The sequence below is a fragment of the Streptomyces sp. NPDC002884 genome (assembly GCF_040295245.1).
Taxonomy (GTDB): domain Bacteria; phylum Actinomycetota; class Actinomycetes; order Streptomycetales; family Streptomycetaceae; genus Streptomyces.
In genome coordinates this window covers 312,526-338,699 of record NZ_JBEOVB010000007.1, presented here as the reverse complement: position 1 = coordinate 338,699, position 26,174 = coordinate 312,526, and the positions used below count along the sequence as shown (strand labels likewise).

Annotated in this window: 27 protein-coding genes; 19 read left to right on the top strand and 8 right to left on the bottom strand. The window is 72.3% G+C overall.

Annotation, left to right across the window (positions count from 1 at the left end; all coding sequences use genetic code 11):
• Nucleotides 1-6 precede the first annotated feature (6 nt).
• On the top strand, nt 7-1,035 hold the full coding sequence (locus ABT070_RS18075; protein ID WP_351761311.1) for an ABC transporter ATP-binding protein: 1,029 nt from the start codon (nt 7-9) through the stop codon (nt 1,033-1,035).
• Nucleotides 1,028-2,116 (top strand): ABC transporter ATP-binding protein, encoded by a 1,089-nt coding sequence (locus ABT070_RS18070; protein ID WP_351761310.1) that lies wholly within the window; start codon nt 1,028-1,030, stop codon nt 2,114-2,116. The genes ABT070_RS18075 and ABT070_RS18070 overlap by 8 nt, the downstream gene beginning before the upstream one ends.
• A 156-nt stretch (nt 2,117-2,272) precedes the next feature.
• On the opposite strand, the gene ABT070_RS18065 is transcribed toward ABT070_RS18070, so the two are convergent.
• The gene (locus ABT070_RS18065; RefSeq protein WP_351761307.1) at nt 2,273-4,390 is read right to left on the bottom strand and encodes a S9 family peptidase; all 2,118 of its coding nucleotides are present in this window, start codon (nt 4,388-4,390) and stop codon (nt 2,273-2,275) included.
• Nucleotides 4,391-4,571: 181 nt separating this feature from the next.
• On the opposite strand from ABT070_RS18065, the gene ABT070_RS18060 reads away from it, so the two are divergent.
• The 8 genes from ABT070_RS18060 to ABT070_RS18025 all read left to right on the top strand — a co-directional run bounded on the left by ABT070_RS18060 (nt 4,572) and on the right by ABT070_RS18025 (nt 12,435).
• Nucleotides 4,572-4,766 carry a hypothetical protein gene (locus ABT070_RS18060; RefSeq protein WP_093781468.1) on the top strand — a complete coding sequence of 65 codons (195 nt, stop codon included), beginning with the start codon at nt 4,572-4,574 and terminating at the stop codon, nt 4,764-4,766.
• Nucleotides 4,767-4,830: 64 nt separating this feature from the next.
• Nucleotides 4,831-5,781: an N-acetyl-1-D-myo-inositol-2-amino-2-deoxy-alpha-D-glucopyranoside deacetylase gene (gene mshB, locus ABT070_RS18055; RefSeq protein WP_351761304.1), complete on the top strand. Its 951-nt coding sequence runs from the start codon at nt 4,831-4,833 to the stop codon at nt 5,779-5,781.
• On the top strand, nt 5,781-6,191 hold the full coding sequence (locus tag ABT070_RS18050) for a DUF6113 family protein (RefSeq protein ID WP_351761301.1): 411 nt from the start codon (nt 5,781-5,783) through the stop codon (nt 6,189-6,191). The genes mshB and ABT070_RS18050 overlap by 1 nt, the downstream gene beginning before the upstream one ends.
• A gap of 153 nt (nt 6,192-6,344) precedes the next feature.
• The gene (locus ABT070_RS18045; protein WP_351761298.1) at nt 6,345-8,852 is read left to right on the top strand and encodes a hypothetical protein; all 2,508 of its coding nucleotides are present in this window, start codon (nt 6,345-6,347) and stop codon (nt 8,850-8,852) included.
• Nucleotides 8,853-8,943: 91 nt separating this feature from the next.
• Nucleotides 8,944-9,879, top strand: a complete 936-nt coding sequence (locus ABT070_RS18040; RefSeq protein ID WP_351761296.1) for an ABC transporter ATP-binding protein — start codon at nt 8,944-8,946, stop codon at nt 9,877-9,879.
• Nucleotides 9,876-10,616 carry an ABC transporter permease gene (locus tag ABT070_RS18035; RefSeq protein ID WP_351761293.1) on the top strand — a complete coding sequence of 247 codons (741 nt, stop codon included), beginning with the start codon at nt 9,876-9,878 and terminating at the stop codon, nt 10,614-10,616. Before ABT070_RS18040 ends, ABT070_RS18035 begins: the two co-directional genes overlap by 4 nt.
• Before the next feature lie 5 nt (nt 10,617-10,621).
• Nucleotides 10,622-11,821 (top strand): sensor histidine kinase, encoded by a 1,200-nt coding sequence (locus ABT070_RS18030; protein ID WP_351761463.1) that lies wholly within the window; start codon nt 10,622-10,624, stop codon nt 11,819-11,821.
• The gene (locus ABT070_RS18025) at nt 11,818-12,435 is read left to right on the top strand and encodes a response regulator (RefSeq protein ID WP_351761290.1); all 618 of its coding nucleotides are present in this window, start codon (nt 11,818-11,820) and stop codon (nt 12,433-12,435) included. Before ABT070_RS18030 ends, ABT070_RS18025 begins: the two co-directional genes overlap by 4 nt.
• Nucleotides 12,436-12,478: 43 nt before the next feature.
• Here ABT070_RS18025 and ABT070_RS18020 read toward each other — a convergent pair whose 3' ends face one another.
• Complete coding sequence (locus tag ABT070_RS18020; protein ID WP_351761287.1) at nt 12,479-13,321, bottom strand: transglutaminase family protein; 843 nt, start codon at nt 13,319-13,321, stop codon at nt 12,479-12,481.
• On the bottom strand, nt 13,318-14,313 hold the full coding sequence (locus tag ABT070_RS18015; protein WP_351761285.1) for a GNAT family N-acetyltransferase: 996 nt from the start codon (nt 14,311-14,313) through the stop codon (nt 13,318-13,320). The genes ABT070_RS18020 and ABT070_RS18015 overlap by 4 nt, the downstream gene beginning before the upstream one ends.
• 140 nt (nt 14,314-14,453) lie before the next feature.
• On the opposite strand from ABT070_RS18015, the gene fdxA reads away from it, so the two are divergent.
• Nucleotides 14,454-14,774 (top strand): ferredoxin, encoded by a 321-nt coding sequence (gene fdxA / locus ABT070_RS18010; RefSeq protein WP_003973842.1) that lies wholly within the window; start codon nt 14,454-14,456, stop codon nt 14,772-14,774.
• 130 nt (nt 14,775-14,904) lie between these two features.
• Nucleotides 14,905-16,002 carry a bifunctional succinyldiaminopimelate transaminase/glutamate-prephenate aminotransferase gene (locus tag ABT070_RS18005; RefSeq protein ID WP_351761282.1) on the top strand — a complete coding sequence of 366 codons (1,098 nt, stop codon included), beginning with the start codon at nt 14,905-14,907 and terminating at the stop codon, nt 16,000-16,002.
• 93 nt (nt 16,003-16,095) lie between these two features.
• Here the strand turns inward: ABT070_RS18005 and ABT070_RS18000 are convergent, their stop codons facing one another.
• On the bottom strand, nt 16,096-16,545 hold the full coding sequence (locus tag ABT070_RS18000; RefSeq protein ID WP_351761279.1) for an ATP-binding protein: 450 nt from the start codon (nt 16,543-16,545) through the stop codon (nt 16,096-16,098).
• A 320-nt stretch (nt 16,546-16,865) separates the two neighbouring features.
• Nucleotides 16,866-17,870, bottom strand: a complete 1,005-nt coding sequence (locus tag ABT070_RS17995; protein WP_351761276.1) for a heavy metal transporter — start codon at nt 17,868-17,870, stop codon at nt 16,866-16,868.
• Nucleotides 17,871-17,964: 94 nt separating this feature from the next.
• Between ABT070_RS17995 and dapE the strand changes: the two genes are divergently transcribed.
• Together dapE and ABT070_RS17985 are read left to right on the top strand one after the other, a co-directional pair.
• Nucleotides 17,965-19,044, top strand: a complete 1,080-nt coding sequence (gene dapE / locus ABT070_RS17990; protein WP_351761273.1) for a succinyl-diaminopimelate desuccinylase — start codon at nt 17,965-17,967, stop codon at nt 19,042-19,044.
• Nucleotides 19,045-19,192: 148 nt separating this feature from the next.
• On the top strand, nt 19,193-19,951 hold the full coding sequence (locus ABT070_RS17985) for an LOG family protein (RefSeq protein WP_351761271.1): 759 nt from the start codon (nt 19,193-19,195) through the stop codon (nt 19,949-19,951).
• Nucleotides 19,952-20,026: 75 nt separating this feature from the next.
• Here ABT070_RS17985 and folP read toward each other — a convergent pair whose 3' ends face one another.
• A complete protein-coding gene (gene folP / locus ABT070_RS17980) occupies nt 20,027-20,887 on the bottom strand; it encodes a dihydropteroate synthase (RefSeq protein WP_351761268.1) in 861 nt (286 codons plus the stop codon).
• 130 nt (nt 20,888-21,017) lie between these two features.
• Between folP and ABT070_RS17975 the strand changes: the two genes are divergently transcribed.
• Both ABT070_RS17975 and ABT070_RS17970 read left to right on the top strand, forming a co-directional pair.
• On the top strand, nt 21,018-21,374 hold the full coding sequence (locus ABT070_RS17975) for a DivIVA domain-containing protein (RefSeq protein WP_385675892.1): 357 nt from the start codon (nt 21,018-21,020) through the stop codon (nt 21,372-21,374).
• Complete coding sequence (locus ABT070_RS17970) at nt 21,371-21,970, top strand: DNA-3-methyladenine glycosylase I (RefSeq protein ID WP_351761262.1); 600 nt, start codon at nt 21,371-21,373, stop codon at nt 21,968-21,970. The genes ABT070_RS17975 and ABT070_RS17970 overlap by 4 nt, the downstream gene beginning before the upstream one ends.
• Nucleotides 21,971-22,036: 66 nt before the next feature.
• Here ABT070_RS17970 and chcB read toward each other — a convergent pair whose 3' ends face one another.
• Entirely contained in the window at nt 22,037-22,828 is a 792-nt protein-coding gene (chcB, locus tag ABT070_RS17965) for a 2-cyclohexenylcarbonyl CoA isomerase (RefSeq protein ID WP_351761259.1), read from the bottom strand.
• Between the two features lie 378 nt (nt 22,829-23,206).
• Here chcB and ABT070_RS17960 point away from each other — a divergent pair, with 378 nt between their 5' ends.
• Complete coding sequence (locus ABT070_RS17960; protein ID WP_003966491.1) at nt 23,207-23,374, top strand: DUF3117 domain-containing protein; 168 nt, start codon at nt 23,207-23,209, stop codon at nt 23,372-23,374.
• Nucleotides 23,375-23,531: 157 nt separating this feature from the next.
• On the opposite strand, the gene ABT070_RS17955 is transcribed toward ABT070_RS17960, so the two are convergent.
• Nucleotides 23,532-24,230: an O-methyltransferase gene (locus ABT070_RS17955; protein ID WP_351761460.1), complete on the bottom strand. Its 699-nt coding sequence runs from the start codon at nt 24,228-24,230 to the stop codon at nt 23,532-23,534.
• A 163-nt stretch (nt 24,231-24,393) separates the two neighbouring features.
• On the opposite strand from ABT070_RS17955, the gene sigE reads away from it, so the two are divergent.
• Together sigE and ABT070_RS17945 are read left to right on the top strand one after the other, a co-directional pair.
• On the top strand, nt 24,394-25,185 hold the full coding sequence (gene sigE, locus ABT070_RS17950; RefSeq protein ID WP_351761256.1) for an RNA polymerase sigma factor SigE: 792 nt from the start codon (nt 24,394-24,396) through the stop codon (nt 25,183-25,185).
• On the top strand, nt 25,182-26,141 hold the full coding sequence (locus ABT070_RS17945; RefSeq protein WP_351761254.1) for an anti-sigma factor family protein: 960 nt from the start codon (nt 25,182-25,184) through the stop codon (nt 26,139-26,141). The genes sigE and ABT070_RS17945 overlap by 4 nt, the downstream gene beginning before the upstream one ends.
• Nucleotides 26,142-26,174: the final 33 nt, after the last annotated feature.

Genomic DNA, 26,174 nt, shown 5'->3' with positions numbered 1-26,174 from the left:
GGCCGGATGCTGCTCGAAGTACGCGACCTGCACGTGGAGTTCCGCACCCGGGACGGGATCGCCAGGGCCGTCAACGGCGTCAGCTACGGCGTGGACGCGGGAGAGACCCTGGCCGTGCTCGGCGAGTCCGGCTCCGGCAAGTCCGTCACCGCCCAGGCGATCATGGGCATCCTCGACATGCCGCCCGGCCGGATCACCGGCGGCGAGATCCTCTTCCGCGGCAAGGACCTGCTGCGCTTCAAGGAGGAGGAGCGCCGCAAGGTCCGCGGCGCCGAGATGGCGATGATCTTCCAGGACGCCCTGTCGTCCCTGAACCCCGTGCTGTCGGTGGGCGACCAGCTGGGCGAGATGTTCGTCGTGCACCGCGGGATGTCCAGGAAGGACGCGCGGGCCAAGGCCGTGGAGCTGATGGACCGGGTCCGTATCCCGGGCGCCCGGGAACGGGTCAGGGACTACCCGCACCAGTTCTCCGGCGGCATGCGCCAGCGCATCATGATCGCGATGGCGATGGCCCTGGAACCGGCGCTCATCATCGCCGACGAGCCCACCACCGCCCTCGACGTCACCGTCCAGGCGCAGGTCATGGACCTGCTCGCGGAGCTCCAGCGCGAGTACCACATGGGCCTGATCCTCATCACCCACGACCTGGGCGTGGTCGCGGACGTGGCCGACCGGATCGCGGTGATGTACGCGGGCCGGATCGTCGAGTCGGCCCCGGTCCACGACATCTACAAGGCCCCGGCCCACCCCTACACCCGCGGCCTGCTCGACTCCATCCCGCGCCTGGACCAGAAGGGCCAGGAGCTCTACGCCATCAAGGGCCTGCCGCCCAACCTCATGCACATCCCGCCCGGCTGCGCCTTCAACCCGCGCTGCCCGATGGCCCAGGACGTGTGCCGTACGGACGTACCCCCGCTGTACGAGGTCGACGGGGGCGTCGAGGGAGACGCGGCCGTCGGGCCGGTCGGCTCCGGCGGCTCCGGTGCGGACCGCACGAGCGCGTGCCACTTCTGGAGGGAGTGCCTGCATGGCTAGTTCCGCATCGGCCGAGCCGATCCTCGAGGTGAGCGGGCTGGTCAAGCACTACCCGCTCACCCAGGGCATCCTGTTCAGGAAGCAGGTCGGCGCGGTCAAGGCCGTCGACGGCGTCGACTTCACCCTCCACCGCGGCGAGACCCTGGGCATCGTCGGGGAGTCCGGCTGCGGCAAGTCCACGGTCGCCAAGATGCTGGTCAGCCTGGAGAAGCCGACGGCGGGGGAGATCCGCTACAAGGGCGAGGACGTCACCGGCCTGTCGGGCAAGGCGCTGCGGGCGGTCCGGCGCAACATCCAGATGGTCTTCCAGGACCCGTACACCTCGCTCAACCCGCGCATGACCGTCGGCGACATCATCGGGGAGCCGTACGAGATCCATCCCGAGGTGGCGCCCAAGGGCGACCGGCGGAGGAAGGTCCAGGACCTGCTGGACGTCGTCGGGCTCAACCCCGAGTACATCAACCGCTACCCGCACCAGTTCTCCGGCGGCCAGCGGCAGCGCATCGGCATCGCGCGGGGGCTGGCCCTGCGGCCGGAGGTGATCGTCGCCGACGAGCCGGTGTCCGCGCTGGACGTGTCGGTCCAGGCGCAGGTGATCAACCTGCTGGACCGGCTCCAGAGCGAGTTCGACCTCTCGTACCTGTTCATCGCCCACGACCTCTCGATCGTCCGGCACATCTCGGACCGGGTGGGGGTGATGTACCTCGGCCGGATCGTGGAGATCGGCCGCGACGCCGAGATCTACGACCACCCGACGCACCCCTACACCCAGGCCCTGCTCTCCGCGGTCCCCGTACCGGACCCGGAGGCGCGGGAGCACCGGGAGCGGATCATCCTGGCGGGCGACGTCCCGTCCCCGACGAACATCCCCTCCGGCTGCCGCTTCCGCACCCGCTGCTGGAAGGCGCGGGAGCGGTGCGAGCGGGAGGTGCCGACGCTGGCCGTCCCGGCGGAGTTCCGCCTCGCGACCGGCCCGGCGGCACACGCCTCGGCGTGTCACTTCGCGGAGGAGAAGCAGGTGGTCCCGCCGGAGGAGGCACCGGGAAAAACGCGGGACGATCACGGTGACGGGTCGCCATAGACACCCAAACGCGCATCAACCGCGTTAACACGCAGGCAACTTGACCGACCCGATTCCGATATACGGACGGGCCACTCTGAACAGCGTACGGCCGTGCGGGTGCCGTAAACGGGCCGGGAGCGCCATGTCTCCCGGCCCGTTGCCGCGCCTGCGGCACTACGCCGGCCCGAGCGAACGCCTGAGGAAGTCCACCTGGAGCAGGAGCAGGTTCTCCGCGACCTGTTCCTGGGGCGTCATGTGGGTGACACCCGACAGCGGGAGCACCTCGTGCGGGCGGCCGGCGGCCAGCAGGGCCGAGGACAGCCGCAGGGCGTGGGCGACGACCACGTTGTCGTCGGCCAGGCCGTGGACGATCATCAGCGGGCGATGGGGTTCGGCGGGCGAGGAGAGCCCCTCGTCGGTGACGAGCGAACTCTTCGCGTACGCCTCCGGGGTGGTGGCCGGGTCGCCGAGGTACCGCTCGGTGTAGTGGGTGTCGTAGAGCCGCCAGTCGGTCACCGGGGCGCCCGCGATGGCGGCGTGGAAGACGTCGGGGCGGCGCAGCACCGCGAGCGCCGCGAGCCAGCCGCCGTAGGACCAGCCGCGGATCGCCACCCGGGAGAGGTCGAGGGGATGACTCTTCGCCAGATCCTGCAGCGCCTCGATCTGGTCGTCGAGGCTGACCGTGAGGTCGTGGTGGATCGCCTTCTCCCAGCCGGGGGAGCGGCCCGGGGTGCCCCGCCCGTCAGCGACGATCACCGCGAAGCCCTGGTCGGCGAACCACTGCGAGGTCAGGTGCGCGTTGTGCGCGGCGAGGACCCGGGGGCCGTGCGGGCCGCCGTAGGGATCCATGAGTACGGGCAGGGGGGTGTCACCGGGGTAGTCCGTAGGCATAAGCACGGCGCACGGGATTCGTCGTGCGCCCCCCTGGGTGAGGAGTACGCGGGGGGACAAGCCGGGGTCTTCGGCATGAGACCGGACAGTCGCCGCGAGCTTCCCGTCCCGCAGAACCCGCGCCACGCTGCCCGGCCGGTCCGGCACCGCCGACACCAGAACGGTCACGTTCCCCGAGCGCACCGCCGAGTGCACCCCGGGCTCCTGGGAGAGGCGCTCGACGCCGAGTTCGTTGACGCGGTAGACGTGCACCTCGCCGGTTTCCGGCACGGCCGCGTCCGCCCCGGCCGAGGCGGCGACCAGTACGTCGTCGGACGTGACGTCGAGTACCGCACGCACGTGCAACTGGGCTCCCGTCAGCGGGCGTTCACCCACCGCGAGGACCCGGGCGCCCCCCTCGTCGGCGATCCTGACCAGCTGTCCCGACGGGCTCCAGCACGGCACCCCGGGGAAAAGATCAAGCCAAATCCGATCTTCGTCGGCGTGCACCATCCGGGTCGCCCCCGTGTCGGTGTCCACCGCCAGGAACAGCTGACTGCGCTGGTCGCGCGCCTGCACGAGCAGCAGCGGCGCTCCCGCCTCTGACCAGTGCACTCGCGCCAGATACGGAAAGCGCGCCCGGTCCCAGACGACCTCCGTGCGCACCCCGTCGAGCCCGAACACGAACAGTCGCACCTCCGCGTTGGGCGTCCCGGCAGCCGGATAGGGCACGTGTTGTGGGTCACGTTTCGGCTGGGCCGGATCGGAGATCCACCACCGCTCCACCGGCGTGTCGTCCACCCGCGTGACCAGCAGTCGATCCGATTCCGGAGCCCACCAGAACCCCCGCGTGCGGTCCATCTCCTCGGCCGCGATGAACTCGGCCAATCCATAGGAAACCGTGTCGGATTCCGGCTCCGCCAGCGCCCGGTCGCCCTCGCCCTCGGCCCCGACCACCCGCAGGGCGCCCCCGACGACGTACGCGACGAGGCGTCCGTCGGGGGACGGCCGGGGGTCGATCACCGGCCCGGGGACCGCCAGTCCGGTCGCCGTGCCGGCCCGCAGCTCCGCCGTGAAAAGCCGCCCTGACAAGGCGAAAGACGCCAGCTCGACGGCCGCGTCGGTGGCGTATCCGACGATCCCGGCGCCCCCCTCACGGGTGCGCTCGCGGCGTGCGCGCTCCTGCGGCGAGAGGTCCTCCGAGGTGCCCCCGAGGAGGGCGCGGGGATCGGCGGCCGGGCGCTCCGAGCCGTCCGCCGGGTCGAGGACCCACAGCGCGCCCGCGCGGTCCGTGCCGGAGCCGGAGCGCAGGAACACCACCCGCGAGCCGTCGGGGGCCACGGTGAACGAACGCGGCGCGCCGAGGGTGAAACGCTGGGTGCGGGCGTGCCTGCGGGGGAAGGAGTCGGACTCGGTCGTCATCCTCCGACCATATTGGCCATGCGACCCCCTTGTGCGGCTGTGCGCCGCGAGATGCGCACCCACACATAGTTATGATCACTAGCGCAGTGTGGGTATGAACCTGCTGGCTGATGTATGGATTTACACGTTCCCCTGTTCTGCTTTTGCCCCCACGTCCCCGGGTCCTTGGAGGTGAACCGCCGTGGCACTCTCGATTTCGGCGGTGGTGCTGCTGGCGATCGTCGTCTTCTTGCTGATCAAGAAGTCGGGGCTGAAGGGCGGTCACGCAGTCGTCTGCATGCTGCTCGGCTTCTATCTGGCCTCCTCGACGATCGCGCCCACGATCAGTGACCTGACGACGAGCGTGGCGAGCATGATCGGCAGCATCAAGTTCTGACGCGTGCCGATCGTGCGGCTGCCCCTGCGCGGGAGATGTAGTCCTGCCTCGTAGGGTTGGCCCCATGACGGAACTCCCCTCCCCCAACCTCCGGCCGGGGGGACCCCCATCGCGCGCCGCCCGGCGTCTGCTGCTGGTGCACGCGCACCCGGACGACGAGTCGATCAACAACGGCGCGACGATGGCCAGGTACGCGGCCGAGGGTGCCCATGTGACCCTGGTCACCTGCACCCTCGGCGAACGCGGCGAGGTCATCCCGCCGGAGCTGCGGCACCTGACCGGTGCCGCCCTGGGGGAGCACCGGCGTCGTGAACTCGCGGCCGCCATGGCCGAACTCGGCGTCGACGACTTCCGTCTGCTCGGCGGCGCCGGCCGTTACGGCGACTCCGGGATGATGGGCCTTCCCGACAACGACGACCCCGCCTCCTTCTGGCGGGCCGACGTCGACGAGGCCGCCGCGTTCCTCGTCCAGGTCATCCTCGAGGTGCGCCCCCAGGTCCTCGTCACCTACGACGACGACGGCGGCTACGGCCACCCCGACCACATCCAGGCCCACCGCGTCGCCATGCGTGCCGCGGAGCTGGCCGAGGGCGCCGGGTGGCGCATCCCCAAGGTGTACTGGAACCGCGTCCCGCGCCCCGTCGCCGAGGCCGCCTTCGCCCGGCTCCGGGACGAGCTGCCGGGGCTGCCCTTCGACAGGAGCGCCGTCGTGCCCGACGTACCGGGTGTGGTGGACGACGACCGGGTCACCGCCGAGATCGACGGCGGCCCCGCGTACACCGCCGCCAAGGCCGCCGCGATGCGCGCGCACGCCACCCAGGTCGAAGTCGCGCCCGGTGAGCGGTACTTCGCGCTCTCCAACGAGCTCGCGCAGCCCCTGTTCCCGGCCGAGTACTACGAACTCGTCCGCGGGGAGCCCGCTCGGGGGACTCGGGACGGCCAGGGGGACCAGGGGAGCCGGAAGAGGGAGAACGACCTGTTCGCCGGTACGGGCGACGTGGCGGGGGTGGCGTGATGTCCGACCGTGGTTCGATGCTCGCCCAGCCGCTGCGGATGCCCCCCGGCGGACGGATCGCCGCCTACGCGGGGCTCCTGCTGCTGGGCGCGCTCGCCGGTCTCGCCGGGGCGCTCGTCCAGGCCGGCTGGTTCCCGGGCGGCCTGCTCCTCGCGCTCGCGGGCGCGGCCGGGCTGTTCCTCGGCGGGGCGCGGGCGCTCGGCAGCCGCGCCGGGGCCGTCGCGCCCGCCGCCGGCTGGATGCTCTCCGTCATCCTGTGCACGGCGGGCCGCCCCGAGGGCGACTTCCTGTTCGGTGCGGGAGGCGGTTCCTACCTCTTCCTGCTCGGTGGCATGGCACTTGCTGTGATCTGCGCCACCATTGGTTTGGGGCGGCAACCGGTCGGCGGCGACGTCCGACTTGGCAAGTGACGTACCACTTCACCGTGGCGTGCAGGTGCGAGTCCCGTGTGGGTTTCCCCGGCGGTCGTGGGGTACCGGCCAGAGGTGGCCAGTATGGTGGTGCGCGCCGCCGAACTGCCCGTGAGGCCGTGCGGGCGGCGGAGCCAACCTGGAGAACCTGCCTTGAGTCGTGAAACTGACAGTCCGTCCTCCGGGCCCAACGGGCGCGGCGGAGCCGCATACCCCTCGGGCACGCCGCCGTACGGCACCCCTGTGGTGTCCGACGCCGGTGCGGACGCGGGCCGTTCGTCCGCGCAGCCGGAGGAACGCAAGACCGAGACCACGCTGACGACCCGGATCCGCATCAACATCCCGGGTTCGCGGCCCATTCCGCCGGTCGTGGTGCGCACACCCGTCGCCGACGCGGAGAGCAAGGGCGGCGACGGCCCCGACGGCAACACCCATGCCGGTGCCGACCCGCAGTCGGCGCCGCCCGCGGCCGCCGTCGGCTACTCCTCGTCCGACACGGGCTCGTTCGAGCTGCCCGCCGAACCCGCGGCCGCCGCGGAGACCAGCAACTGGTTCGCGCCCCGCAAGTCCGGGCCGGCCAAGGGCGGGCAGGGCGGCGGCTCCACCAACGGCGCGGGTCTGCCGGGCGGTTCCGCCGCCGGTACGGGCGCGCCCACGGGTGCCCCCGCCGGCGCGGCGGGACCGGGCGCCGGCACCGGTGCAGGCGCGCCGGGCGGCGCGCGGCCGGGCAACGGACGTCCCGGCGGTGTGGTCGGTTCCATGAGCGTGCCGGGCGGTTCGCGTCCCGGCGGCACCAACGGCGCCGGGATCCCCGGTGGCGCCACCGGCGGTCCCGTGGCTCCGGGACACGGCGGCGGCACGGGCTCCTTCGACGTCACCGAGGCACTCGCCGCGGGCTCGCTCGGCAACGGCCAGCGGCCGGGCCAGCCGCCGGTGCAGGGACAGGGACCGGGGTCGGTACAGGGGCCGGGGCAGGGTGCCGGCGGTGCCGAGCCGCGTCGCGACAACCTGCCGTACTTCTCCGACAACGGCCAGAACAATCACGGCCAGCAAGGCCAGGCCGCCCAGAACGGCGGCAACGGCCAGCACGGCTTCGGCGCGCCGAACGGCACGCCGGGCCAGGGCCCCCAGGGCGGTCTCCCGGCCGGCCCCGGCGGCTCCTACGACTTCAACGGCCCGGACGGACCCGGTGGTCCCGGCGGCCGCGGCGGCCCGCAGGGCGGCCCCGCGGGCCCGACCGGCGGTCCGGTCACGGGCGACGGCCCGATGGTGCCCCCGATGGGCGGCGTCCCGCACGGCGCGGTCGGCGCCCCCGGTGCTCCGGGTGTGTCCCGCCCGCCCGGCGCCCCCGGTGGACCCGGCGGCCCGAACGGCCGTGGCGGTCCGGGTGGGCCCGGCGGCCAGGCGGGTCCCGGCGGTCCGCGTGCCGTCGGCGCCGGACCCGGCACCGGTCGTCTGCCCGGCGGTGGCCTGAGCGACGACACCGCGATCCTCACCCCGCAGAAGCACGTCCCCGACCCGGGTGCGGGCGGCTACGGCGGCCGTCCCGTCGACAACGTCTCCGGGCACACCGTCACCAGCGGCATCCCCGTCGTGCCCGGCGGCCAGGGCGGTACCCGCACCGACGGGCCCCTGCCGCACACCCCGCCGAAGGCCCCGGCGCCGGCCCCGCAGAGCGCCCCCGCGGGCGACTCCAGGAACGCCAAGAAGAAAAAGAAGAAGGGCCGCAGCAAGCTGCCCCTGCTGGGCGGCCTGGTGGTCGTCGCGGGGATCGGCCTCTACGGCGCCGGCCTGCTGATGAACCACTCCGACGTGCCCAAGGGCACCACCGTGCTCGGGGTCGACATCGGCGGCGGCACCAGCGACGACGCCGTCAAGAAGCTCGACGACGCCTTCGACAAGCGGGTCACGCAGGCACTGAAGCTGTCCGTCGACGGCGACACCGTCGTCCTGAAGCCCGATCAGGCGGGCCTCCAGTTCGACATGCAGGCCACGGTCGACGACGCCGCCAAGAGCGACTACAACCCGGTCTCCGTGATCGGCTCGCTGTTCGGGCAGCACCGCGAGGTCGAGCCCGCGATGCCGGTCGACGAGGAGAAGCTGCAGGCGGCCCTCACCACCGCCGCGGGCGGCTCCGGCTCGGCCACCGACGGCACGATCAAGTTCGAGGCCGGCAAGGCCGTCGCCGTCTACGGCAAGGCGGGCAAGGGCATCGACGCGGCGCAGGCCCAGGAGTCCGTCGTCGCGGCCTACCGGAGCCAGGTGGAGACGGGCACGACCACCGCGGTGAAGGTCCCGACGACCGACAAGCAGCCGACGATCTCCGACGCCGAGGTCGACCGGATGATGAAGGAGTTCGCCGAACCGGCGATGTCCGGCAAGGTCACCGTCATGACCGACGCCGCGCACACGGTCTCCTTCAGCCCGAAGAACTCCCTGTGGAAGTTCCTCCAGGTCAAGGCGGTCAACGGCAAGCTCGTCGAGAGCTACGACCAGGCCGCGCTGACCGAGCTCTACGGCGGCACCTTCAACGGTGTGCTGATCACCCGCGGCACCGGCCAGAAGACGGCCGTCACGGTCCAGGACGTCATCGGCGCCCTGCGTCCGGCCCTGAAGAGCGCGACGGAGCGGACCGGGGTCATCGACATCGACCCGAGCTGACCCGACGGCGGTGCCGCATGACATCTGTCATGCGGCACCGAGGACGGCTGACACTGCCGCCCACCCGGCCCCCGGGGCGATGATCGATGTCATGACGACGACAGCACCGGTGGTCGGGTTCGACCAGGTGAGCAAGAGTTTCGGGGACGTACGGGCCGTGGACGGCCTGACGCTCGCGCTGCGCCCGGGGGAGACCGTGGCGCTGCTCGGGCCCAACGGGGCGGGCAAGTCGACCACCCTCGATCTGCTCCTCGGCCTCAAGCAGCCCGACAGCGGCACGGTCCGCATCTTCGGCACCGGCCCGCGCGAGGCGATCGTCGCCGGCCGGGTCGGCGCGATGCTCCAGAGCGGCGGGCTGATGGACGAGGTCACGGTCGCCGAACTGGTCGCCCTGGCCTGCGGACTGCACCCCAGGCCGTACCGGGCCGCCGATGTGCTGGCCCGCGCGGGCATCGCCCAGATCGCCGACCGCAAGGTCGACAAGCTCTCCGGCGGCCAGGCCCAGCGGGTCCGGTTCGCCCTCGCCACCGCCGGCGACAGCGACCTGATCGTCCTGGACGAGCCCACCACCGGCATGGACGTCACCACCCGGCAGGCGTTCTGGGCCACCATGCGCGAACAGGCCGACCAGGGCCGCACGGTCCTGTTCGCCACCCACTACCTCGAAGAGGCCGACGCCATCGCCGACCGGGTGCTGGTCCTGCACCGGGGCCGGCTCCTCGCCGACGGCACGGCGGCCGAGATCAAGGCCAGGGCGGGCGCGCGCAGGATCGCGTTCGACCTGGCGGACGGGTTCGACGAGGCCGCCCTGCGCGCCCTGCCGTTCCTCACCACCCTCACCGTGTCCCACAGCGGCTCGGCCGCGGGATCGGACCGGACCGTGCGCATCCAGTCCACCGACGCCGACGCCACCGTGCACGCGGTCTACGGCCTCGGCCTCTACCCCCGCAACCTCGAAGTCGCCGGGCTCGGCCTGGAGCAGGCCTTCGTCGCCCTCACCACCGCCGAGGAGGCGAAGTCCAAGTGAACGGCCTGATCAAGCTGGAACTCACCCGCGCCCTGCGCAACCGCAAGTTCCTGTTCTTCTCGGTGATCTACCCCTCGGTCCTGTTCCTGCTCATCGCGGGCAGCGCCGACAGCACGGAGAAGGTCGACGGCACGGGCCTGACCCTGCCGACCTACATGATGGTCTCGATGGCCTCCTTCGGCGCCCTCACCGCCGTCCTGATGGGCAACAGCGAGCGCATCGCCAAGGAGCGCCAGAGCGGCTGGGTGCGGCAGCTGCGCCTGACCACGCTCCCGGGCCGCGGCTACGTCCTGGCGAAGACGGCGAGCGCCGCCGTGGTCAGCCTGCCCTCCATCGTCGTCGTCTTCGCCGTCGCCGCGGCCGTGAAGGGCGTACGCCTGGACGCCTGGCAGTGGTGCGCCCTCACCGGCGCGATCTGGGCGGGCAGCCTGGTCTTCGCCGCCCTGGGCGTGGCGATCGGCTACCTCGCGAACGGGGACGCGGTCCGCCCGATCACGATGATCACCTACTTCGGCCTGTCGATCCTCGGCGGTCTGTGGATGCCGACGACGACCTTCCCGACCTGGCTCCAGGACATAGCCAAGTGGGTGCCGACGCACGCGTACGCTGCCCTGGGGCAGTCCATCGAGCAGAGCCAGGCCCCGCACGCCAAGGACATCGTCATCCTGGTCGTCTTCTTCGCCCTGTTCACGGGCGGTGCGGCCTGGCTGTACCGGAAGGACACGCTGAAGGCGTGAGCGCCATGACGGACGACCTGCTGACCGAGAAGGCCCGGCGCGGGTCACCGATCGCGCTGGGCGAGACCGCCCGTACCCCGCGCGAGCTGTGGCGGCGCAAGCTGCTGTGGATCGGCGTCTGGCTGGTGTTCCTCAGCTCGCCGGTCCACGACCTCGTCTCCGGCGACCACACCACCGGCGGCACGGTGGCCGGCTGGCTGGGTCTGGCGGTGTTCGTCACCGTCTACCTGTCGCTGCTCTTCCGGGACATGGGGGCCGCGCCCTACCCCCTGGGGCTCGTCGCCGCCCTGATCGGCTCCATGGCGGTGCTCGCCACCGTCCTCTGCCTCACCCTCGGCTCCGCCTGGCTCGGCCTGTACTGCTACGTCTCCGTGGCCTGCGGGATGGTGCTCCCGCTGCGAGCGGCGTTCTGGACGATCCCGGGCACGGCCGCGGTGCTGCTCCTCGTCGGCCTGCGCACCGACGAGGAGGAGGCGCTGAACCTTCTCCTGCTGGTGCTGCTCATCGGCTTCGCGATGACCGGGGTGAGCCAACTGGTCCGCACGACGGTGGAGTTGCGCAAGGCCCGCGCGACGGTCGCCCAGCTCGCCGCCAACGAGGAACGGCTGCGCCTGGCCAGGGACCTGCACGACCTGCTGGGCCACTCGCTCTCCCTGATCACGCTCAAGAGCGAGCTGGCCGGCCGGATGCTCCCCGGGCACCCCGACAAGGCCGCCCAGCAGGTCGCCGACATCGAACAGGTGAGCCGCCAGGCCCTGGTGGACGTCCGGGAGGCCGTCACCGGCTATCGGCGCCCCCGGCTGGCCGCCGAACTCGCGGGCTCGCAGGTCGCGTTGACGGCGGCCGGCATCGTCGCCGTGATTCCTGCCGAACCGGATCTCGACGGCGTCCCCGAGGAGAGCGAGTCCGCCCTCGCCTGGACCCTGCGCGAGGCGATCACCAACGTCGTACGGCACAGCGGCGGCGCCCGCTGCACGGTGGACCTGGTGCGACGCCAGACCCTGGACGGCCCCGTCCTCGAACTCTCCGTCGAGGACGACGGCTCCGGCGGCTCCGGCAAGGGCCCCGGCAACGGCCTCACCGGCCTCGCCGAACGCCTGGAGAAGGCCGGCGGCACCCTGGAGGCGGGCCGCGTCAGGCGTGGCTTCCGGCTGACCGCCCGGGTCCCGGCCGGCCCGGTGCCGGACGTAGGATCCCGCTCATGACTGGTGGCACGATCAAGGTCCTGCTGGCCGAGGACCAGTCGATGGTCCGCGAGGCCCTGGCGGCGCTGCTCGGCCTCGAGGACGACATCGAGGTGGTCGTCCAGGTGGCCCGCGGCGACGAGGTCCTCGCGGCCGCCCGCGCCCACGACGTCGACGTGGCCCTCCTCGACATCGAGATGCCGGGCGCGACGGGCATCGAGGCCGCCGCGCAACTCCACAAGGAACTACCGGGGTTGAAGCTCGTGGTGCTCACGACCTTCGGCCGCCCCGGCTATCTGCGCAGTGCCATGGAGGCCGGTGCCGACGCCTTCCTCGTCAAGGACGCGCCCGCGGCACAGCTCGCGGAGGCGGTCCGCAAGGTCCTGGCGGGCGAGCGGGTCATCGACCCCACGCTCGCGGCAGCGGCCCTCGCGGGCGGCGCCAACCCCCTCACCGACCGCGAACGGGAGGTCCTGCGCGCGGCGGCCGACGGTTCGACGAACGCGGAACTGGCGTCCGCCCTGCACCTGTCCCAGGGCACGGTCCGCAACTACCTCTCCACGGCGATACAGAAACTGGCCGTGCGCAACAGGGCCGAGGCGGTACGGACCGCGAGGGAGAAGGGCTGGCTGTGAGAGGCAGCGCCCCGACGGGCCTGCGACGCGCCTTCCACGGGCCTCAGTTCAGCATGGCCCGCGCGGCGAACGCCTCCTTGCGCACCCGCTCCGCGGCCCTCTCGTCCACGACCTCCACCAGCCCCGCGTACTCCTCCAGCTCGTCCGCCCCGCCGATGAAGTCCCCGCGCTGAACCAGCAACTGCCCCTTCTCGTACCGCAACCGGGCCGGATGGGAGGGCACGGCCAACGCCAGCTCCACGGCCCACAGCGCGACATCCGACCGCTCCGGCCGGGCCATGGCCCACGACCGGATGTTGTTCAGGATCCGCGTCACGACGTCCAACGGCTCCGCCGGGGTCAGCATCGACGGCTCCAGCCGCGCCCCCGTCGCCCCGGTGACCAGCGACTCCGCGTCGTCGCCCGACAGGATCCGGCCCCCGTCGAAGGGATCGACGAGCACCTGCCGCCCGAGATCCGCGGGCGGCCCGAACCCCACCACGAAGTGCCCCGGCAGCGCGACCCCGTACACCGGCGCGCCGGCCCGTCGCGCCACCTCCACCCACACCACGGACAGCAGGATCGGCAGGCCCCGCCGTTGCACCAGCACCCGATGCAGCAGCGACGACTCCAGCCGCTCGTAGTCCGCGGCCGCACCGCGGAACCCGTACCGCTCGCCGAGCAGCTCGCGCAACGCCACCGCCCACTCCCGCGGCCCGCCCGGCCGGTACGGCAGCTGCCCCGCCAGCCGGTCCAGCTCGATCTGCGCGGCGTCCAGTGCGGCCTCGTCCAGTTCCGGGTCCGGCTGCGCGCCGATCAGCAGGCACAGCAGCGCCAGATCGGGCCGCTCGGCCCGGGCCTCCTCGGCGAACCGCCGCCGCACCTCACCGGCGTCGAACCCGCTCACGAAGACTCCCGGTAGTGGTGGTACGCGTGATGCGCCGCGAAGCCCATCCCGGCGTACAGCGCCCGCGCCCCCGCGTTCCTCTCCTCCACCTGGAGCCAGGCCGCCGACGCGCCCTCCTCCAGCGCCCGCCCGGCGAGCGCGGCCATGACCACGGTGGCCAGCCCCCGCCGCCGCTGCGCCGGATCGACCTCGACCGCCGCGAACCCGGCCCACCGCCCGTCCACGACGCACCGCCCGATGGCGGCGGGAGCCCCGCCGGACTCCCCGGGCACGGACGCGAACCACACCGAGGGCCCTCCTCCCAGCACCTTCAGGGCCACCGCGCTCACCCCCTTGCGCTGATACCGGGCCAGCCACGCCTCGTCGGCCTCCCGGGCCAGGACCACCCCCTCGGCCGCCGCCCGGTCGGCGAGGGGCGCGAGTGCCCCGATCCACAACTCGGCGCTCACCTCACGCGTCCACCCGCGCCGCTCCAGCTCCGCGCACAGCAGCTCCTGGGTGCCCTCGGCCCCCGTCGCGGTCTGGACGTAGGCGGGCAGCCCGCGCTCGCCGTACCACCGCCGTACGACGTCCAGGGCCTCGTCGAGCGGGACGCCCGGCGAGCCGAGCGGCAGCACCGAGTTGGCCCGGCGCGTGAACCCGGCGGCGGCCCGCAGCTCCCACTCGCCGAGCCGCGCGCTCTCCAGCGGACGCCACGCCCGGGAGGTGATCTGCGCGAGTTCCTCGTAGCCGGCGGCCGGACCCCGGCGGCGGGCCGGGGCGGGCGGTACGACCTTCCCGGCGACCAGCGAGGACGCGTCAATACGGACGCTCTCGCCGCTCTTCCGTGTGATCACGAGCACACCGGCGTCCCATGATGTGAGAACACCCACCGTGTCGGTGAATTTCCCCTCGGTGGTACCCGCCTCGGTCAGGCATCGTACGGAGACACGTTTGCCCACGTCAGCAGTGGTGATGCGGACCTCGAGGCGTCCGGCGGCCGAGATTTCCACAGGTCAGTTCACCCCTCCTGTTCGGATCATGCCCAAGAACGGAGATACTAGAGGCGGGCATCGACGACGCCGCGCTTCCGCGCGCCAGGCGGCGGAGCCTGAGGAGGCCCGCCAGCGCCCTATCGAGGAGGAACGACAGCGTGACCTACGTCATCGCGCAGCCTTGTGTCGACGTCAAGGACAAGGCGTGCATCGAAGAGTGCCCGGTCGACTGCATCTACGAGGGCCAGCGGTCCTTGTACATCCACCCGGACGAATGTGTCGACTGCGGCGCCTGTGAGCCGGTCTGCCCGGTCGAGGCGATCTTCTACGAGGACGACACTCCGGAGGAGTGGAAGGACTACTACAAGGCGAACGTCGAGTTCTTCGACGAGCTCGGCTCGCCCGGCGGCGCAAGCAAGCTGGGTCTGATCGAGCGCGACCACCCCTTCGTCGCCGCGCTGCCGCCTCAGAACCAGTAACAGCGGCCCGCACTCGTGCTTCCTCGGTCCCGTACGGCCTGATCGCCTCAGATCACCGTGCGGGGCCGAGGCGTTTGCCGTGAGGGGCACGTGAGGGGCAGCTGCCGTACCAGAAAGTGAGCCAGAAGCCGTGTCCGCAGTCTCCGACCGTCTCCCCACCTTTCCCTGGGACAAGCTGGCGCCGTACAAGGCGACGGCCGCGGCCCATCCGGACGGCATCGTCGACCTCTCCGTCGGCACCCCCGTCGACCCGGTCCCCGAGCTGATCCAGAAGGCCCTGATCGACGCGGCCGACTCACCCGGCTACCCGACGGTCTGGGGCACGCCCGAGCTGCGCGACGCGATCACCGACTGGGTGGAGCGGCGGCTCGGCGCCCGCGGGGTGACCCACCGGCACGTGCTGCCGATCGTCGGCTCCAAGGAACTGGTCGCCTGGCTCCCCACCCAGCTGGGCCTCGGCCCCGGCGACCGGGTCGCCTACCCGCGCCTGGCCTATCCGACCTACGAGGTCGGCGCCCGCCTGGCCCGCGCCGGGTACGAGGTCTACGACGACCCCACGGACCTGGACCCGGCGGGGCTGAAGCTGCTCTGGCTCAACTCGCCGTCCAACCCCACGGGCAAGGTGCTCTCCAAGGACGAGCTGACCCGGATCGTGGCCTGGGCCCGCGAGCACGGCGTGCTGATCTTCTCCGACGAGTGCTACCTGGAGCTGGGCTGGGAGGCCGACCCGGTCTCGGTCCTCCACCCGGACGTCAACGGCGGCTCGTACGAGGGCATCGTCTCGGTCCACTCGCTGTCGAAGCGCTCGAACCTGGCGGGCTACCGGGCGGCCTTCCTGGCGGGCGACCCGGCCGTCCTGGCCCCGCTCCTGGAGATCCGCAAGCACGGCGGCATGATGACGTCGGCGACCACGCAGGCGGCGGCCGTGGCGGCCCTCGGCGACGACGCCCATGTCCGTGAGCAGCGCGAACGCTACGCGGCCCGCCGCACCGCACTGCGCGAGGCGCTGCTCTCCCACGGCTTCCGCATCGAACACAGCGAGGCCAGCCTCTACCTCTGGGCCACCCGGGGCGAGTCCTGCTGGACCACCGTCGCCCACCTGGCGGACCTGGGCATCCTGGTGGCCCCCGGCGACTTCTACGGCGAGGCGGGCGAGAACTTCGTACGCGTGGCGCTGACGGCGACCGACGAGCGGATCGCCACGGCGGTCGCGAGGCTCGCCCGCTAGGACGGCCCCAGGCGCCGCCCTGCGGGCCGTGAACGGCGAGACGGGGCCCAGGGAGCACCCTGGACCCCGACACCGGCTCGAGGGCCGCAGGCGTCAGCCGAGCGGCAGGCTCTTCACCGGCAGGGTCTTGGCGCCGGGCAGCCCGCCCTTGGTGAGCGAGTCTGTCGGCAGTCCGCCCTTGGTGGCGGTCGACGCGGTCTCCCCGAGGAGGCCCCCGGCGGAGCCCGCGGTCTCGCCGGCCGTCTTCTGTGCCGCAGGCGCCGCCTTCTTCACGGCCTTGCCGCCGGTCTTGCCCGCGGCCGGCACCGTCTGCTTGACGGCCTTGCCGCCGGTCTCACCCGCGAGCCCGGCGACGTTCTGTGCCGCGCTGTCGACCGTGTTGCCGACGCCCGCCGCGTCCAGGGCGGTCAGGCCGCCGAGGTTCGGAGCGGCGGGGAGGGCGGGGGCCGCACTGGCGGAGCCGGCCACACCGACCCCGGCGGCCGCTCCCGCAGCGACAAGCAGCGCGGCACGGGCGATCCGGCGGGTCAGGGGGAGGGACATGATGCTCCTTCGACGGGAGAGAACAAGGACTGTCTGTGACTGCTGTGACACGGTGACTGTCTGTCTGTCCGGGCCCGGACGGAGTGACTACCGCTCGAAGCCCACGAAGGTTGCGCACGGCCGACGTAAAGAGTTGGCAATGCGTCGCATTATCGCCTGCGGATAAAAACGGGCAAAAACCGCCCGATGTGAAAGTCCGTCAAACCCCTGAAGCCCTTGGTCCGCAAGGGATTCGCCGGATGCGGGGGTGACGGCGCGAAAACCTGATCACCCGGCCACCCGAACGGTCCGTACATGACCCGGCCGAGTGAAGACCCGTACTACTGAGCGGTGACGATCCGTACGCTCCCCGTGCCGCCGCCCGCGCCCGCGGACCCGGCGGCCTCCGCACTGGTCGAGCCGGTCGCGCGCCACCGGCTGTCGGTGTTCCCCGAGACCCACTCCCGGCCCGCGTACGAGACGCGCTCGATGCGCAGCGCCGAGGCGTTGGCCACCGCCCAGTGCGCCAGTTGCCAGCCGCGCTCGCCGACGCTGCGCCCATCGGCGGTGGCGTCCTCGGCCACGGGCAGCGTGACGGTCCGCCCGTGGCTCTCGGCGGCCGGCGTGCCCGGGTCCGCCGAGGGTGCGGACGAGGCGTCCCCCGCACCGGCCTCCGCGCCCGCCTGCTGGAGCGCCTTCCGCCCGAAGTCCCGGACCAGCGCCGCCCGCACCGCGTCCGGGCCGGTGGCCGTCGTCGTGGCGGCCGAGCGGCCGTTGCAGGTCAGCGTCGCCGCCGCGGTCCCGGTCAGCGCCGCGGCCAGCACCGTGGCATCCGGCTCGTGCTTGGCGTACGCCTCCGGATAGCCGCTGCGCTGCACGCGCTGCGCGGCGACGGTGAGCGGGAGTTCGGTGTAGTCGCGGACCTTCGCGAGGTGCTCGTAGAAGATGTTCGCCGCGTACGCCGGGTCCGTGACCTGCTTCTCGGTGCCCCAGCCCTGCGAGGGCCGCTGCTGGAACAGGCCGAGCGAATCCCGGTCGCCGTGGGTGAGGTTGCGCAGCCCCGACTCCTGGAGGGCGGTCGCGAGCGCGATGGCCACGGCCCGCTCGGGCATGGACCGGCCGGTGCCGACGGCGGCGATCGTGGCCGCGTTCACCGCCTGCTCCGGTGTGAACTCGTACGTCGCCCCGTTCGCGCCGCCGGAGACGACTCTGCAGCCCGGATCGTCCGTGCCGCCGGTGACGTACTGCACCACGACATAACCCGCGACGGCGGACAGGACCACGCAGGACGCCCCGAAACGGAGGAGGCGGCCGCGGCGCTTGGGGGAGGGGGACGGCTCTGGCACGCGTACAAGGTACTGGAGAGTACTGAGGAGGAGGAGGCCCGTGCGCTGAGCGCGGAAATCCAGGACGTTCAGCCGGCGCGTTAGGGTCGACGGCATGGCCGACACCCCGCTTGACCTCACTCTGGACGCCGCCGCACTCACCGCGCGGCTCGTCGACTTCCGTTCGGAGAGCGGCACCGAGAAGCCGCTCGCGGACGCGATCGAGGCCGTCCTGCGCGCGCTGCCCCACCTGACGGTGGACCGTTACGGCAACAACGTGATCGCCCGGACGAACCTGGGCCGCGCGGAGCGCGTGGTCCTCGCCGGCCACATCGACACGGTCCCGATCGCCGACAACGTCCCCTCGCGGCTGGACGAGGACGGGGTCCTGTGGGGCTGCGGCACCTGCGACATGAAGTCCGGGGTGGCGGTCCAGCTGCGCATCGCGGCGACGGTCCCGGCCCCCAACCGCGACCTGACCTTCGTCTTCTACGACAACGAGGAGGTCGCCGCCGACCTCAACGGCCTCAAGCACGTGGCCGAGCACCGTCCGGAGTGGCTGGCGGGCGACTTCGCGGTGCTGCTGGAGCCCTCCGACGGCCAGGTGGAGGGCGGCTGCCAGGGCACCCTGCGGGTCCTGCTGAGGACGACCGGCGAGCGGTCCCACTCGGCGCGCAGCTGGATGGGCTCCAACGCCATCCACGCGGCGGCCCCGATCCTGGCCCGCCTGGCCGCCTACGAGCCGCGCTACCCGGTCATCGACGGCCTGGAGTACCGCGAGGGGCTCAACGCGGTGGGCATCAGCGGCGGGGTGGCCGGCAACGTCATCCCCGACGAGTGCGTCGTCACCGTCAACTTCCGCTACGCGCCGGACCGGAGCGAGGCGGAGGCCGTCGCCCACGTCCGCGAGGTCTTCGCCGACTGCGGGGTGGCCGAGTTCGTGGTCGACGACCACAGCCCGGCCGCCCTCCCCGGCCTCTCCCACCCGGCCGCGGCGGCCTTCATCAAGGCGGTCGGCGGCACCCCGATGCCCAAGTACGGCTGGACGGACGTGAGTCGCTTCTCCTCGCTGGGCGTCCCCGCGGTCAACTACGGCCCCGGCAACCCGCACTTGGCGCACAAGCGGGACGAACGCGTGGAAACGGCCAAGATCCTGGCGGGCGAGGAGCGGCTGAGGGCCTGGCTGACCGCCTGACAGGACCCTCACCCGGGGGCGCTTCGTGGCGGACACGCCGACGTCCCCCGTCCGTAACCCGCGTAGATCTACGCTGAGGCGGAACAAACTTCCCCGGCTCTCGGGTTCGCCCGGGCCGGGGAGGCCCCAATCGTGGAGGGAGCTCACCATGGCCACAGGGAACCCCGAGGGCAAGAAGCAGCCACCGGACGAACAGCGCCTGGGACCGGTCCTCCGCAGGCGGGACCAGGTGCAGTCGAGCACCACGGACCAACGGCTGCTGGACGAACGGGCCCCCTCCGACTGGGTCCACACGGACCCCTGGAGGGTCCTGCGGATCCAGTCGGAGTTCATCGAGGGCTTCGGCACCCTCGCCGAACTCCCCGCGGCGATCAGCGTGTTCGGCTCCGCCCGCACCCCCGCGGGCTCCGCGGAGTACGAGGCGGGCGTACGGCTCGGAGGCGCCCTCGTCGACGCCGGGTGGGCCGTGATCACGGGCGGCGGCCCGGGCGCGATGGAGGCGGCCAACAAGGGCGCCTCCGAAGCGGGCGGCGTCTCGGTGGGCCTGGGCATCGAGCTCCCCTTCGAGCAGGGACTCAACCCGTACGTCGACATCGGCCTGAACTTCCGCTACTTCTTCGTGCGGAAGATGATGTTCGTGAAGTACGCGCAGGGCTTCGTGGTCCTGCCCGGCGGACTGGGCACCCTGGACGAGCTCTTCGAGGCCCTCACCCTCGTCCAGACCCAGAAGGTCACCCGCTTCCCCATCGTCCTCTTCGGCACGGAGTACTGGGGCGGCCTGATCGACTGGCTGCGCAACACCCTGATCGCGCAGGGCAAGGCCTCCGAGAAGGACCTCCTCCTCTTCCACGTCACGGACGACGTGGAGGAAGCGGTGGCCCTGGTGTCGAAGGAAGCGGGCCGCTGACGTTCCGGCCGTCCGGCGTGTGAGGCGAGGCCCGTCCGGGCCGGGACGGGAAGGGGCGGCGGGGGCGAGGAAGAACTAGGCGAGCCCCCGCCGCGCCACCGCCGGCGCCCGATGCCCCGCGATGGTGGCGACCATGTCGACCACCTGCCGGGTCTCCGCCACCTCGTGCACCCGGTACACCTGCGCCCCCAGCCACGCCGACACGGCAGTGGTCGCCAGGGTCCCGACGACCCGCTCCTTCACCGGCCGGTCCAGCGTCTCCCCGACGAAGTCCTTGTTGGACAGGGACACCAGCACCGGCCACCCCGTCTCCACCATCTCCCCGAGCCGCCGGGTCGCCTCCAGGCTGTGCCGGGTGTTCTTCCCGAAGTCGTGCCCCGGATCGATCATGATCGACTCCCTCGGCACGCCCAGCTCCGCGGCCCGCTCCGCCAGTCCCACGGTGACTCGCAGGATGTCGGCCATGACGTCGTCGTACGTCACCCGGTGCGGGCGGGTCCGCGGCTCGGCGCCCCCCGCGTGCGTGCACACCAGCCCGGCCCCGTACCGCGCCGCGACCTCCGCCAGCCGCGGATCGACGCCGCCCCAGGCGTCGTTGAGCACATCGGCCCCCGCCTCGCAGACCGCCTCGCCGACCTCGGCCCGCCAGGTGTCCACGCTGATGATCACGTCCGGGAAGCGGCGCCGCACCTCGGCCACGAAACCGACGGTCCGCCGGGCCTCCTCCCGCGCGGTGACCTCTTCACCGGGACCGGCCTTGACGCCGCCGATGTCGATGATCGCCGCCCCCTCGGCCACGGCCTGCTCCACGCGCGCGAGGGCCGGCTCGTCGCGGAAGGTCGCCCCCTGGTCGTAGAAGGAGTCGGGGGTCCGGTTCACGATCGCCATGATCACCGGCTCGTGCGCGCCGAATTCACGCCTGCCCAGCCTGAGCATGCCCTGTGACCTCTCCTAGTACGTCCTGCACATCCACCGCCTGCGACCCTAACCGTCGGACCCGCATGGCACGATCGGACCCAAGCACATCCACTCCGAGCACACCGAGCGTGGGGACCCACCGATGGTTATGTTCTTGTTCCTGGTCATCGCGCTCGCCGTCGTGGTCGCCGCGGTGACACTCGCCGTGGTGGGCGGCGGCGAGGGCACCGGCCCGCTGCCGGAGGTCGCCCCCGAGCGGCTGCACGACCCGCTGCCCCCGGACCGCCCGGTCGACCGCTCCGACATCGACCACCTGCGCTTCCCGCTGGCCGTCCGCGGCTACCGCATGGCCGACGTGGACGACGCCCTCAACCGCGTCGCCGCCGAACTCGCCGAGCGCGACGCCCGCATCGCCGACCTGGAGTCCGCCCTGGCCGGTGCCAGGACCCCGGTCGGCGGCGGCCAGGTCTCCATGGAGAAGCCGGCCCCCGAGGACCAGCAGTGACCGACGGGAACGCCCTCGCCGGCGCGGACGGCGCGCTGCGCTGCCCCTGGGCCCTGTCCACACCGGACTACGTGACCTACCACGACGAGGAGTGGGGCCGCCCGGTCCACGGCGACGACGCGCTGTTCGAACGCCTCAGCCTGGAGGCCTTCCAGTCCGGCCTGTCCTGGATCACGATCCTGCGCCGCCGCCCCGGCTTCCGCGCCGCCTTCGCCGGCTTCGAGATCGCCTCGGTCGCCGTCTTCACCGACGAGGACCGCACCCGCCTGCTCGCCGACCCGGGCATCATCCGCAACCGCGCCAAGGTCGACGCCACGCTCGCCAACGCGCGCGTGCTGGCCGGCTGGGCGCCCGGTGACCTGGACGAGCTGATCTGGTCGCACGCCCCCGACCCGGCCGGCCGGCCGGTCCCGAAGACCCTGGCCGACGTGCCGGCGGTGACGGAGGAGTCGACGGCCCTGTCGAAGGCCCTCAAGAAGCGGGGCCTGCGCTTCGTGGGCCCGACGACGGCGTACGCGCTGATGCAGGCGTGCGGCCTGGTGGACGACCACCTGGAAGCCTGCGTGAGCCGTCTCGGCCCGTCCGGCCACGCCTGAGGACGAGGCCGGCGCAGGAGCGAGGCCGGGGCCGGGGTGACGGCCCCCGGCCAGCCCGGTCGGCGGTCACTTGCCGAGGTACCTCGGCTCCTCCTTGTTGACGAAGGCCCGCACCGCGATCGCGTGGTCCTCGGAGGCCCCGGCCCGCGTCTGCAGCTCGTCCTCCCGGTTCAGCGTCTCGGCCAGCGTGTGGGAGGACCCGTACGCCACCGCTTCCTTGATCGCCGCGTACGCCACCGTCGGCCCCTCGGCCAGCATCCGCGCCAGCTGCTCGGCCGCGGTGCGCAGCGAGGCCGCCGGCACGATCCGGTTGGCGATACCCAGCTCGTGCGCCTCCTTGGCCGTGATGCTGCGGGGGAAGAGCAGCAGGTCGGCGGCCCGGCCCGGACCGATCACCCGGGGCAGGGTCCACGAGACACCGGAGTCGGCGGTGAGCGCGACCCCCGCGAACGAGGTGTTGAAGGACGCGGTGTCGGCCACGACGCGGTAGTCCGCGGCCAGCGCGAAACCGAAGCCGGCGCCGGCGGCGACCCCGTTCACGGCGGCGACCACCGGCTTCGGCGCCTCGGTCAGCGCCCGCACGATCGGGTTGTAGTGCTCCGCGACCGTGCTCATGACCTGCTTCGAGCCTTCGGCCAGCAGCCCGATGTGCTCCTTGAGGTCCTGTCCCACACAGAACGCCCGCTCGCCGGCGGCGGTCAGCAGCACGGCCCGCACGGCGTCGTCGGCAGCCGCGGACTGGACCGCGTCCCGGAGGGCGACCTTGGTCGCGATGTTCAGCGCGTTCATCGCCTCGGGGCGGTTCAGCGTGATTGTCGCGAGTCCGTCGCTCACCTCGTAGAGCACGGTGTCGGCCATGGCGTTTCCCCTCCGTGTCGCGGCTCCGGCGTACTACTGGTCAGTACGTCCGGTGTACGAGGACAGCATGGCGGAGATCACCGTCCGAGGACCGGACCCGACATGTGACCTGCGTCAAAGAATTCGGGAGGGTTTCCGGTCCGCGGAAGTCCGTGCGGCGGTGCAGTATCGCAGTCACATCGCCGAATTGAGTGGTTTTGCTCGCGCGCGTTGCCCAAGCGATGCCGACTGATGTTGGTCATCGGGTCCTGAGATGCGGGATAATGGCCTGGAAGCAATGTGTTCGATGCCGGTGTCGTGTGTCCCACGCTGGACCGCGGCTGCCCTCCATGGGCCGTCGGCTTTGGCGATGAGCTGGTTTCAGGAAGGGGAACGAGCATGGCGGCCATGAAGCCGCGAACGGGTGATGGCCCGCTCGAGGTGACCAAGGAGGGGCGGGGCATCGTCATGCGCGTTCCGCTCGAAGGCGGCGGTCGACTCGTCGTCGAGCTGACCCCCGATGAGGCCGACGCGCTCGGCGACGCCCTCAAGAAGGTCGTCGGCTGACGCGCGAGCGACCCTACTCTTTCGACCGCTCCGGCATCCTCCAGGGTGCCGGAGCGGTCGTTTTCTCAGCTTTCCCGCGGTCCGCCGCGGCCGCGTGGCCCGAAAGGCCCAAGGGCCGCCCACGGGTCGGCGGCGCGCGAGCCGGGCGCTCCCGGTCTCAGCGCTTGACCGCGCACAGCAGGCCGTCGCCCACCGGCAGCAGCGACGGCACCAGCTCCTGGCTCTCGCGCACCGCCCGCAGCAGTTCCCGGATCCGTATGACCTCGGTGGGCTGCGGTCCGGAATCGACCGTGCGGCCGTTGGCGAAGACGCCCTCGAACACGACGAGGCCGCCCGGACGCAGCAGGCGCAACGATTCAGCGAGGTACTCGAGGAGTTCCAGACGGTCGCCGTCGCAGAAGACCAGGTCGTAGCCGGCGTCCGCGAGGCGGGGCAGGACGTCGAGCGCGCGGCCGGGGATGAACCGGGCCCGGTTGCTGGCGAAGCCACAGGCACGGAAGGCCTGGCGGGCGAACTGCTGGTGCTCCGGCTCGGGGTCGACGGTCGTCAGGACGCCGTCCGGGCGCATTCCGTACAGCAGGTGGATCCCGGAGACGCCGGTGCCGGTACCGATCTCCGCGACCGCTTTCGCGTCCACGGTGGCGGCGAGCATCCGCAGCGCGGCGCCCGTGCTGGGCGACACCGAGCGCAGCCCTGCCTCACGTGCCCGGTCACGGGCCCAGTGCAGCGCTTCGTCCTCGGCGGCATAGGCGTCGGCGAACGCCCAGCTTGCCTGCCGGTTGCCGGTAATGACCCTCTCCTGTCCCCGTGGTTGCCTGGGCGTGACTGTATCCGTTGCCGCCGGGAACCCGCAGATGGGACCGCGCGTTTGAAGGGGTGGGAACGACAGCGGGGGGACACGGTTGGATCACGACGAGGGACCGGGTGTCGAGCAAGTGCTGACGCAGCCGTATGAGCCGTGCCGGCACAGATCAATTTCTCGTAAAACCGCTTATCCGGAGCTAACGGGCGAGGTGGCTATGGTAGGGGCTCCACTGGACATCACCACCAGAGCCGACAGGGGAGGTGCGGCCGCGCCTGTGGATCGGGGAGGAGCGCTGCGGCGCTTTCTCGGGTCGGCGGGCTGGCCGAAATCCGTGAACGACACCGCTGCTGACCACAGCCAGGCCGCCGGCACCGCCGCCGGCCCCGCCCAGACCGCGACCTTCTCCACCGACGCGGACGGGCAGGCGTGGACTCCGCCCACGTGGGAGGAGATCGTCAGTATGCACAGCGGCCGGGTCTACCGGCTCGCCTACCGTCTGACCGGAAACCAGCACGACGCCGAGGACCTCACCCAGGAGGTCTTCGTCCGCGTGTTCCGTTCGCTGTCGACGTACACCCCGGGCACCTTCGAGGGCTGGCTGCACCGCATCACCACCAACCTCTTCCTGGACATGGTCCGCCGCAAGCAGCGCATCCGCTTCGACGCGCTGGGCGACGACGCCTCCGAGCGGCTGCCCAGCAAGGAGCCCACCCCCCAGCAGGCCTTCAACGACGCCCACTTCGACGCGGACGTCCAGCAGGCCCTCGACACGCTCGCGCCGGAGTTCCGCGCCGCCGTCGTCCTCTGCGACATCGAAGGCCTGTCCTACGAGGAGATCGCCGCGACCCTGGGCGTCAAGCTGGGCACGGTCCGCTCGCGCATCCACCGCGGCCGCTCGCAGCTGCGCAAGGCCCTTGCGCACCGCTCGCCCGAAGCACGTGCCGAGCGCCGCTCCTTCGTGCCCCGCGTTCCCGCTCTGGGAGGAGGAAGGGGCGCGACCGCGTGAGTGGATCCCGACACAACGCCGCCGAGAGGATGCTCGCGGAGCAGCACCTCGGAGACCGGCTCTCCGCCCTGGTGGACGGCGAACTCGGTCACGACACCCGTGAGCGCGTGCTGGCGCACGTGGCGACCTGTCCGAAGTGCAAGTCGGAGGTCGACGCGCAGCGCCGGCTGAAGAACGTCTTCGCGGAAGTCGCCCCGCCGGCCCCTTCCGAAAGTTTCCTGGCCCGCCTTCAGGGGCTTCCCGGCGGAGGCGACCCGGACGGCGGCGGTATGCCGCTGCGTGGGGGCGGCTTCGCCGACGGAGTCTTCGGCGTGAGCGGAACAGGACGGGACGAGCCGTTCGAGTTCGGCTACGTACCCGCCCATGGCCCCGGGTCCGTCCTGTCACCGGCCTCGGACCGGGGCTTCCGTATCCACCCCGTCGGCCGTGGCGACCGCCACGACGCCGAACGCTCGCGCGGTATGCGGTTCGCGTTCGTCGCCGCCGGCGCGGTGTCGCTGGCCGCGATCGCTCTGGGCGGCATGACGACCGTCGCTCCGATCGACACCACCGCGGACGGCCGCGGGGGCTCGGGTTCCGGGAGCAATGTGACACCGGCCCGCACCCCGGGCACGGGCTCGGCGACGTCACCGGAGAACCAGCGCCGCCGTGCCGTCGGCCCGTTGCTCTCCCAGGACGTCCAGCTCGGCGACACCCCGGTCGCCCCGACCGAGGTGTCCGCACCGCTGCTGCCCGGCGTGCCCTCCCCGGCCGGCCGCGAACAGGCCCTGCACCGGCTCACCTCGCCCATGGTGGTCGGCGCCGCGGTGATGTCCCCGCTGATACGACCGCTCGGCACCACCCCGCCGATCACCCTGACCGCCCTGACCACCGCTCCGGAGGTCACCACACCCGGTCTGCTCGCCGCACCCGTCCCCGCCACCACCACCTCGCCCTCCTCGCAGAACACCCGCTGACCCCAGCCCCGCGCCGCTCCGCCACGAACCTGG

Bases quoted from the DNA above. Each gene is read 5' to 3' on its own strand.
- ABT070_RS18075 (WP_351761311.1), top strand. From the start codon at position 7: ATGCTGCTCGAAGTACGCGACCTGCACGTGGAGTTCCGCACCCGGGAC.
- ABT070_RS18070 (WP_351761310.1), top strand. From the start codon at position 1,028: ATGGCTAGTTCCGCATCGGCCGAGCCGATCCTCGAGGTGAGCGGGCTG.
- ABT070_RS18065 (WP_351761307.1), bottom strand. From the start codon at position 4,390: ATGACGACCGAGTCCGACTCCTTCCCCCGCAGGCACGCCCGCACCCAG.
- mshB (WP_351761304.1), top strand. From the start codon at position 4,831: ATGACGGAACTCCCCTCCCCCAACCTCCGGCCGGGGGGACCCCCATCG.
- ABT070_RS18050 (WP_351761301.1), top strand. From the start codon at position 5,781: ATGTCCGACCGTGGTTCGATGCTCGCCCAGCCGCTGCGGATGCCCCCC.
- ABT070_RS18040 (WP_351761296.1), top strand. From the start codon at position 8,944: ATGACGACGACAGCACCGGTGGTCGGGTTCGACCAGGTGAGCAAGAGT.
- ABT070_RS18030 (WP_351761463.1), top strand. From the start codon at position 10,622: ATGACGGACGACCTGCTGACCGAGAAGGCCCGGCGCGGGTCACCGATC.
- ABT070_RS18025 (WP_351761290.1), top strand. From the start codon at position 11,818: ATGACTGGTGGCACGATCAAGGTCCTGCTGGCCGAGGACCAGTCGATG.
- ABT070_RS18000 (WP_351761279.1), bottom strand. From the start codon at position 16,545: ATGTCCCTCCCCCTGACCCGCCGGATCGCCCGTGCCGCGCTGCTTGTC.
- dapE (WP_351761273.1), top strand. From the start codon at position 17,965: ATGGCCGACACCCCGCTTGACCTCACTCTGGACGCCGCCGCACTCACC.
- ABT070_RS17985 (WP_351761271.1), top strand. From the start codon at position 19,193: ATGGCCACAGGGAACCCCGAGGGCAAGAAGCAGCCACCGGACGAACAG.
- folP (WP_351761268.1), bottom strand. From the start codon at position 20,887: ATGCTCAGGCTGGGCAGGCGTGAATTCGGCGCGCACGAGCCGGTGATC.
- ABT070_RS17975 (WP_385675892.1), top strand. From the start codon at position 21,018: ATGTTCTTGTTCCTGGTCATCGCGCTCGCCGTCGTGGTCGCCGCGGTG.
- chcB (WP_351761259.1), bottom strand. From the start codon at position 22,828: ATGGCCGACACCGTGCTCTACGAGGTGAGCGACGGACTCGCGACAATC.
- ABT070_RS17960 (WP_003966491.1), top strand. From the start codon at position 23,207: ATGGCGGCCATGAAGCCGCGAACGGGTGATGGCCCGCTCGAGGTGACC.
- sigE (WP_351761256.1), top strand. From the start codon at position 24,394: ATGGTAGGGGCTCCACTGGACATCACCACCAGAGCCGACAGGGGAGGT.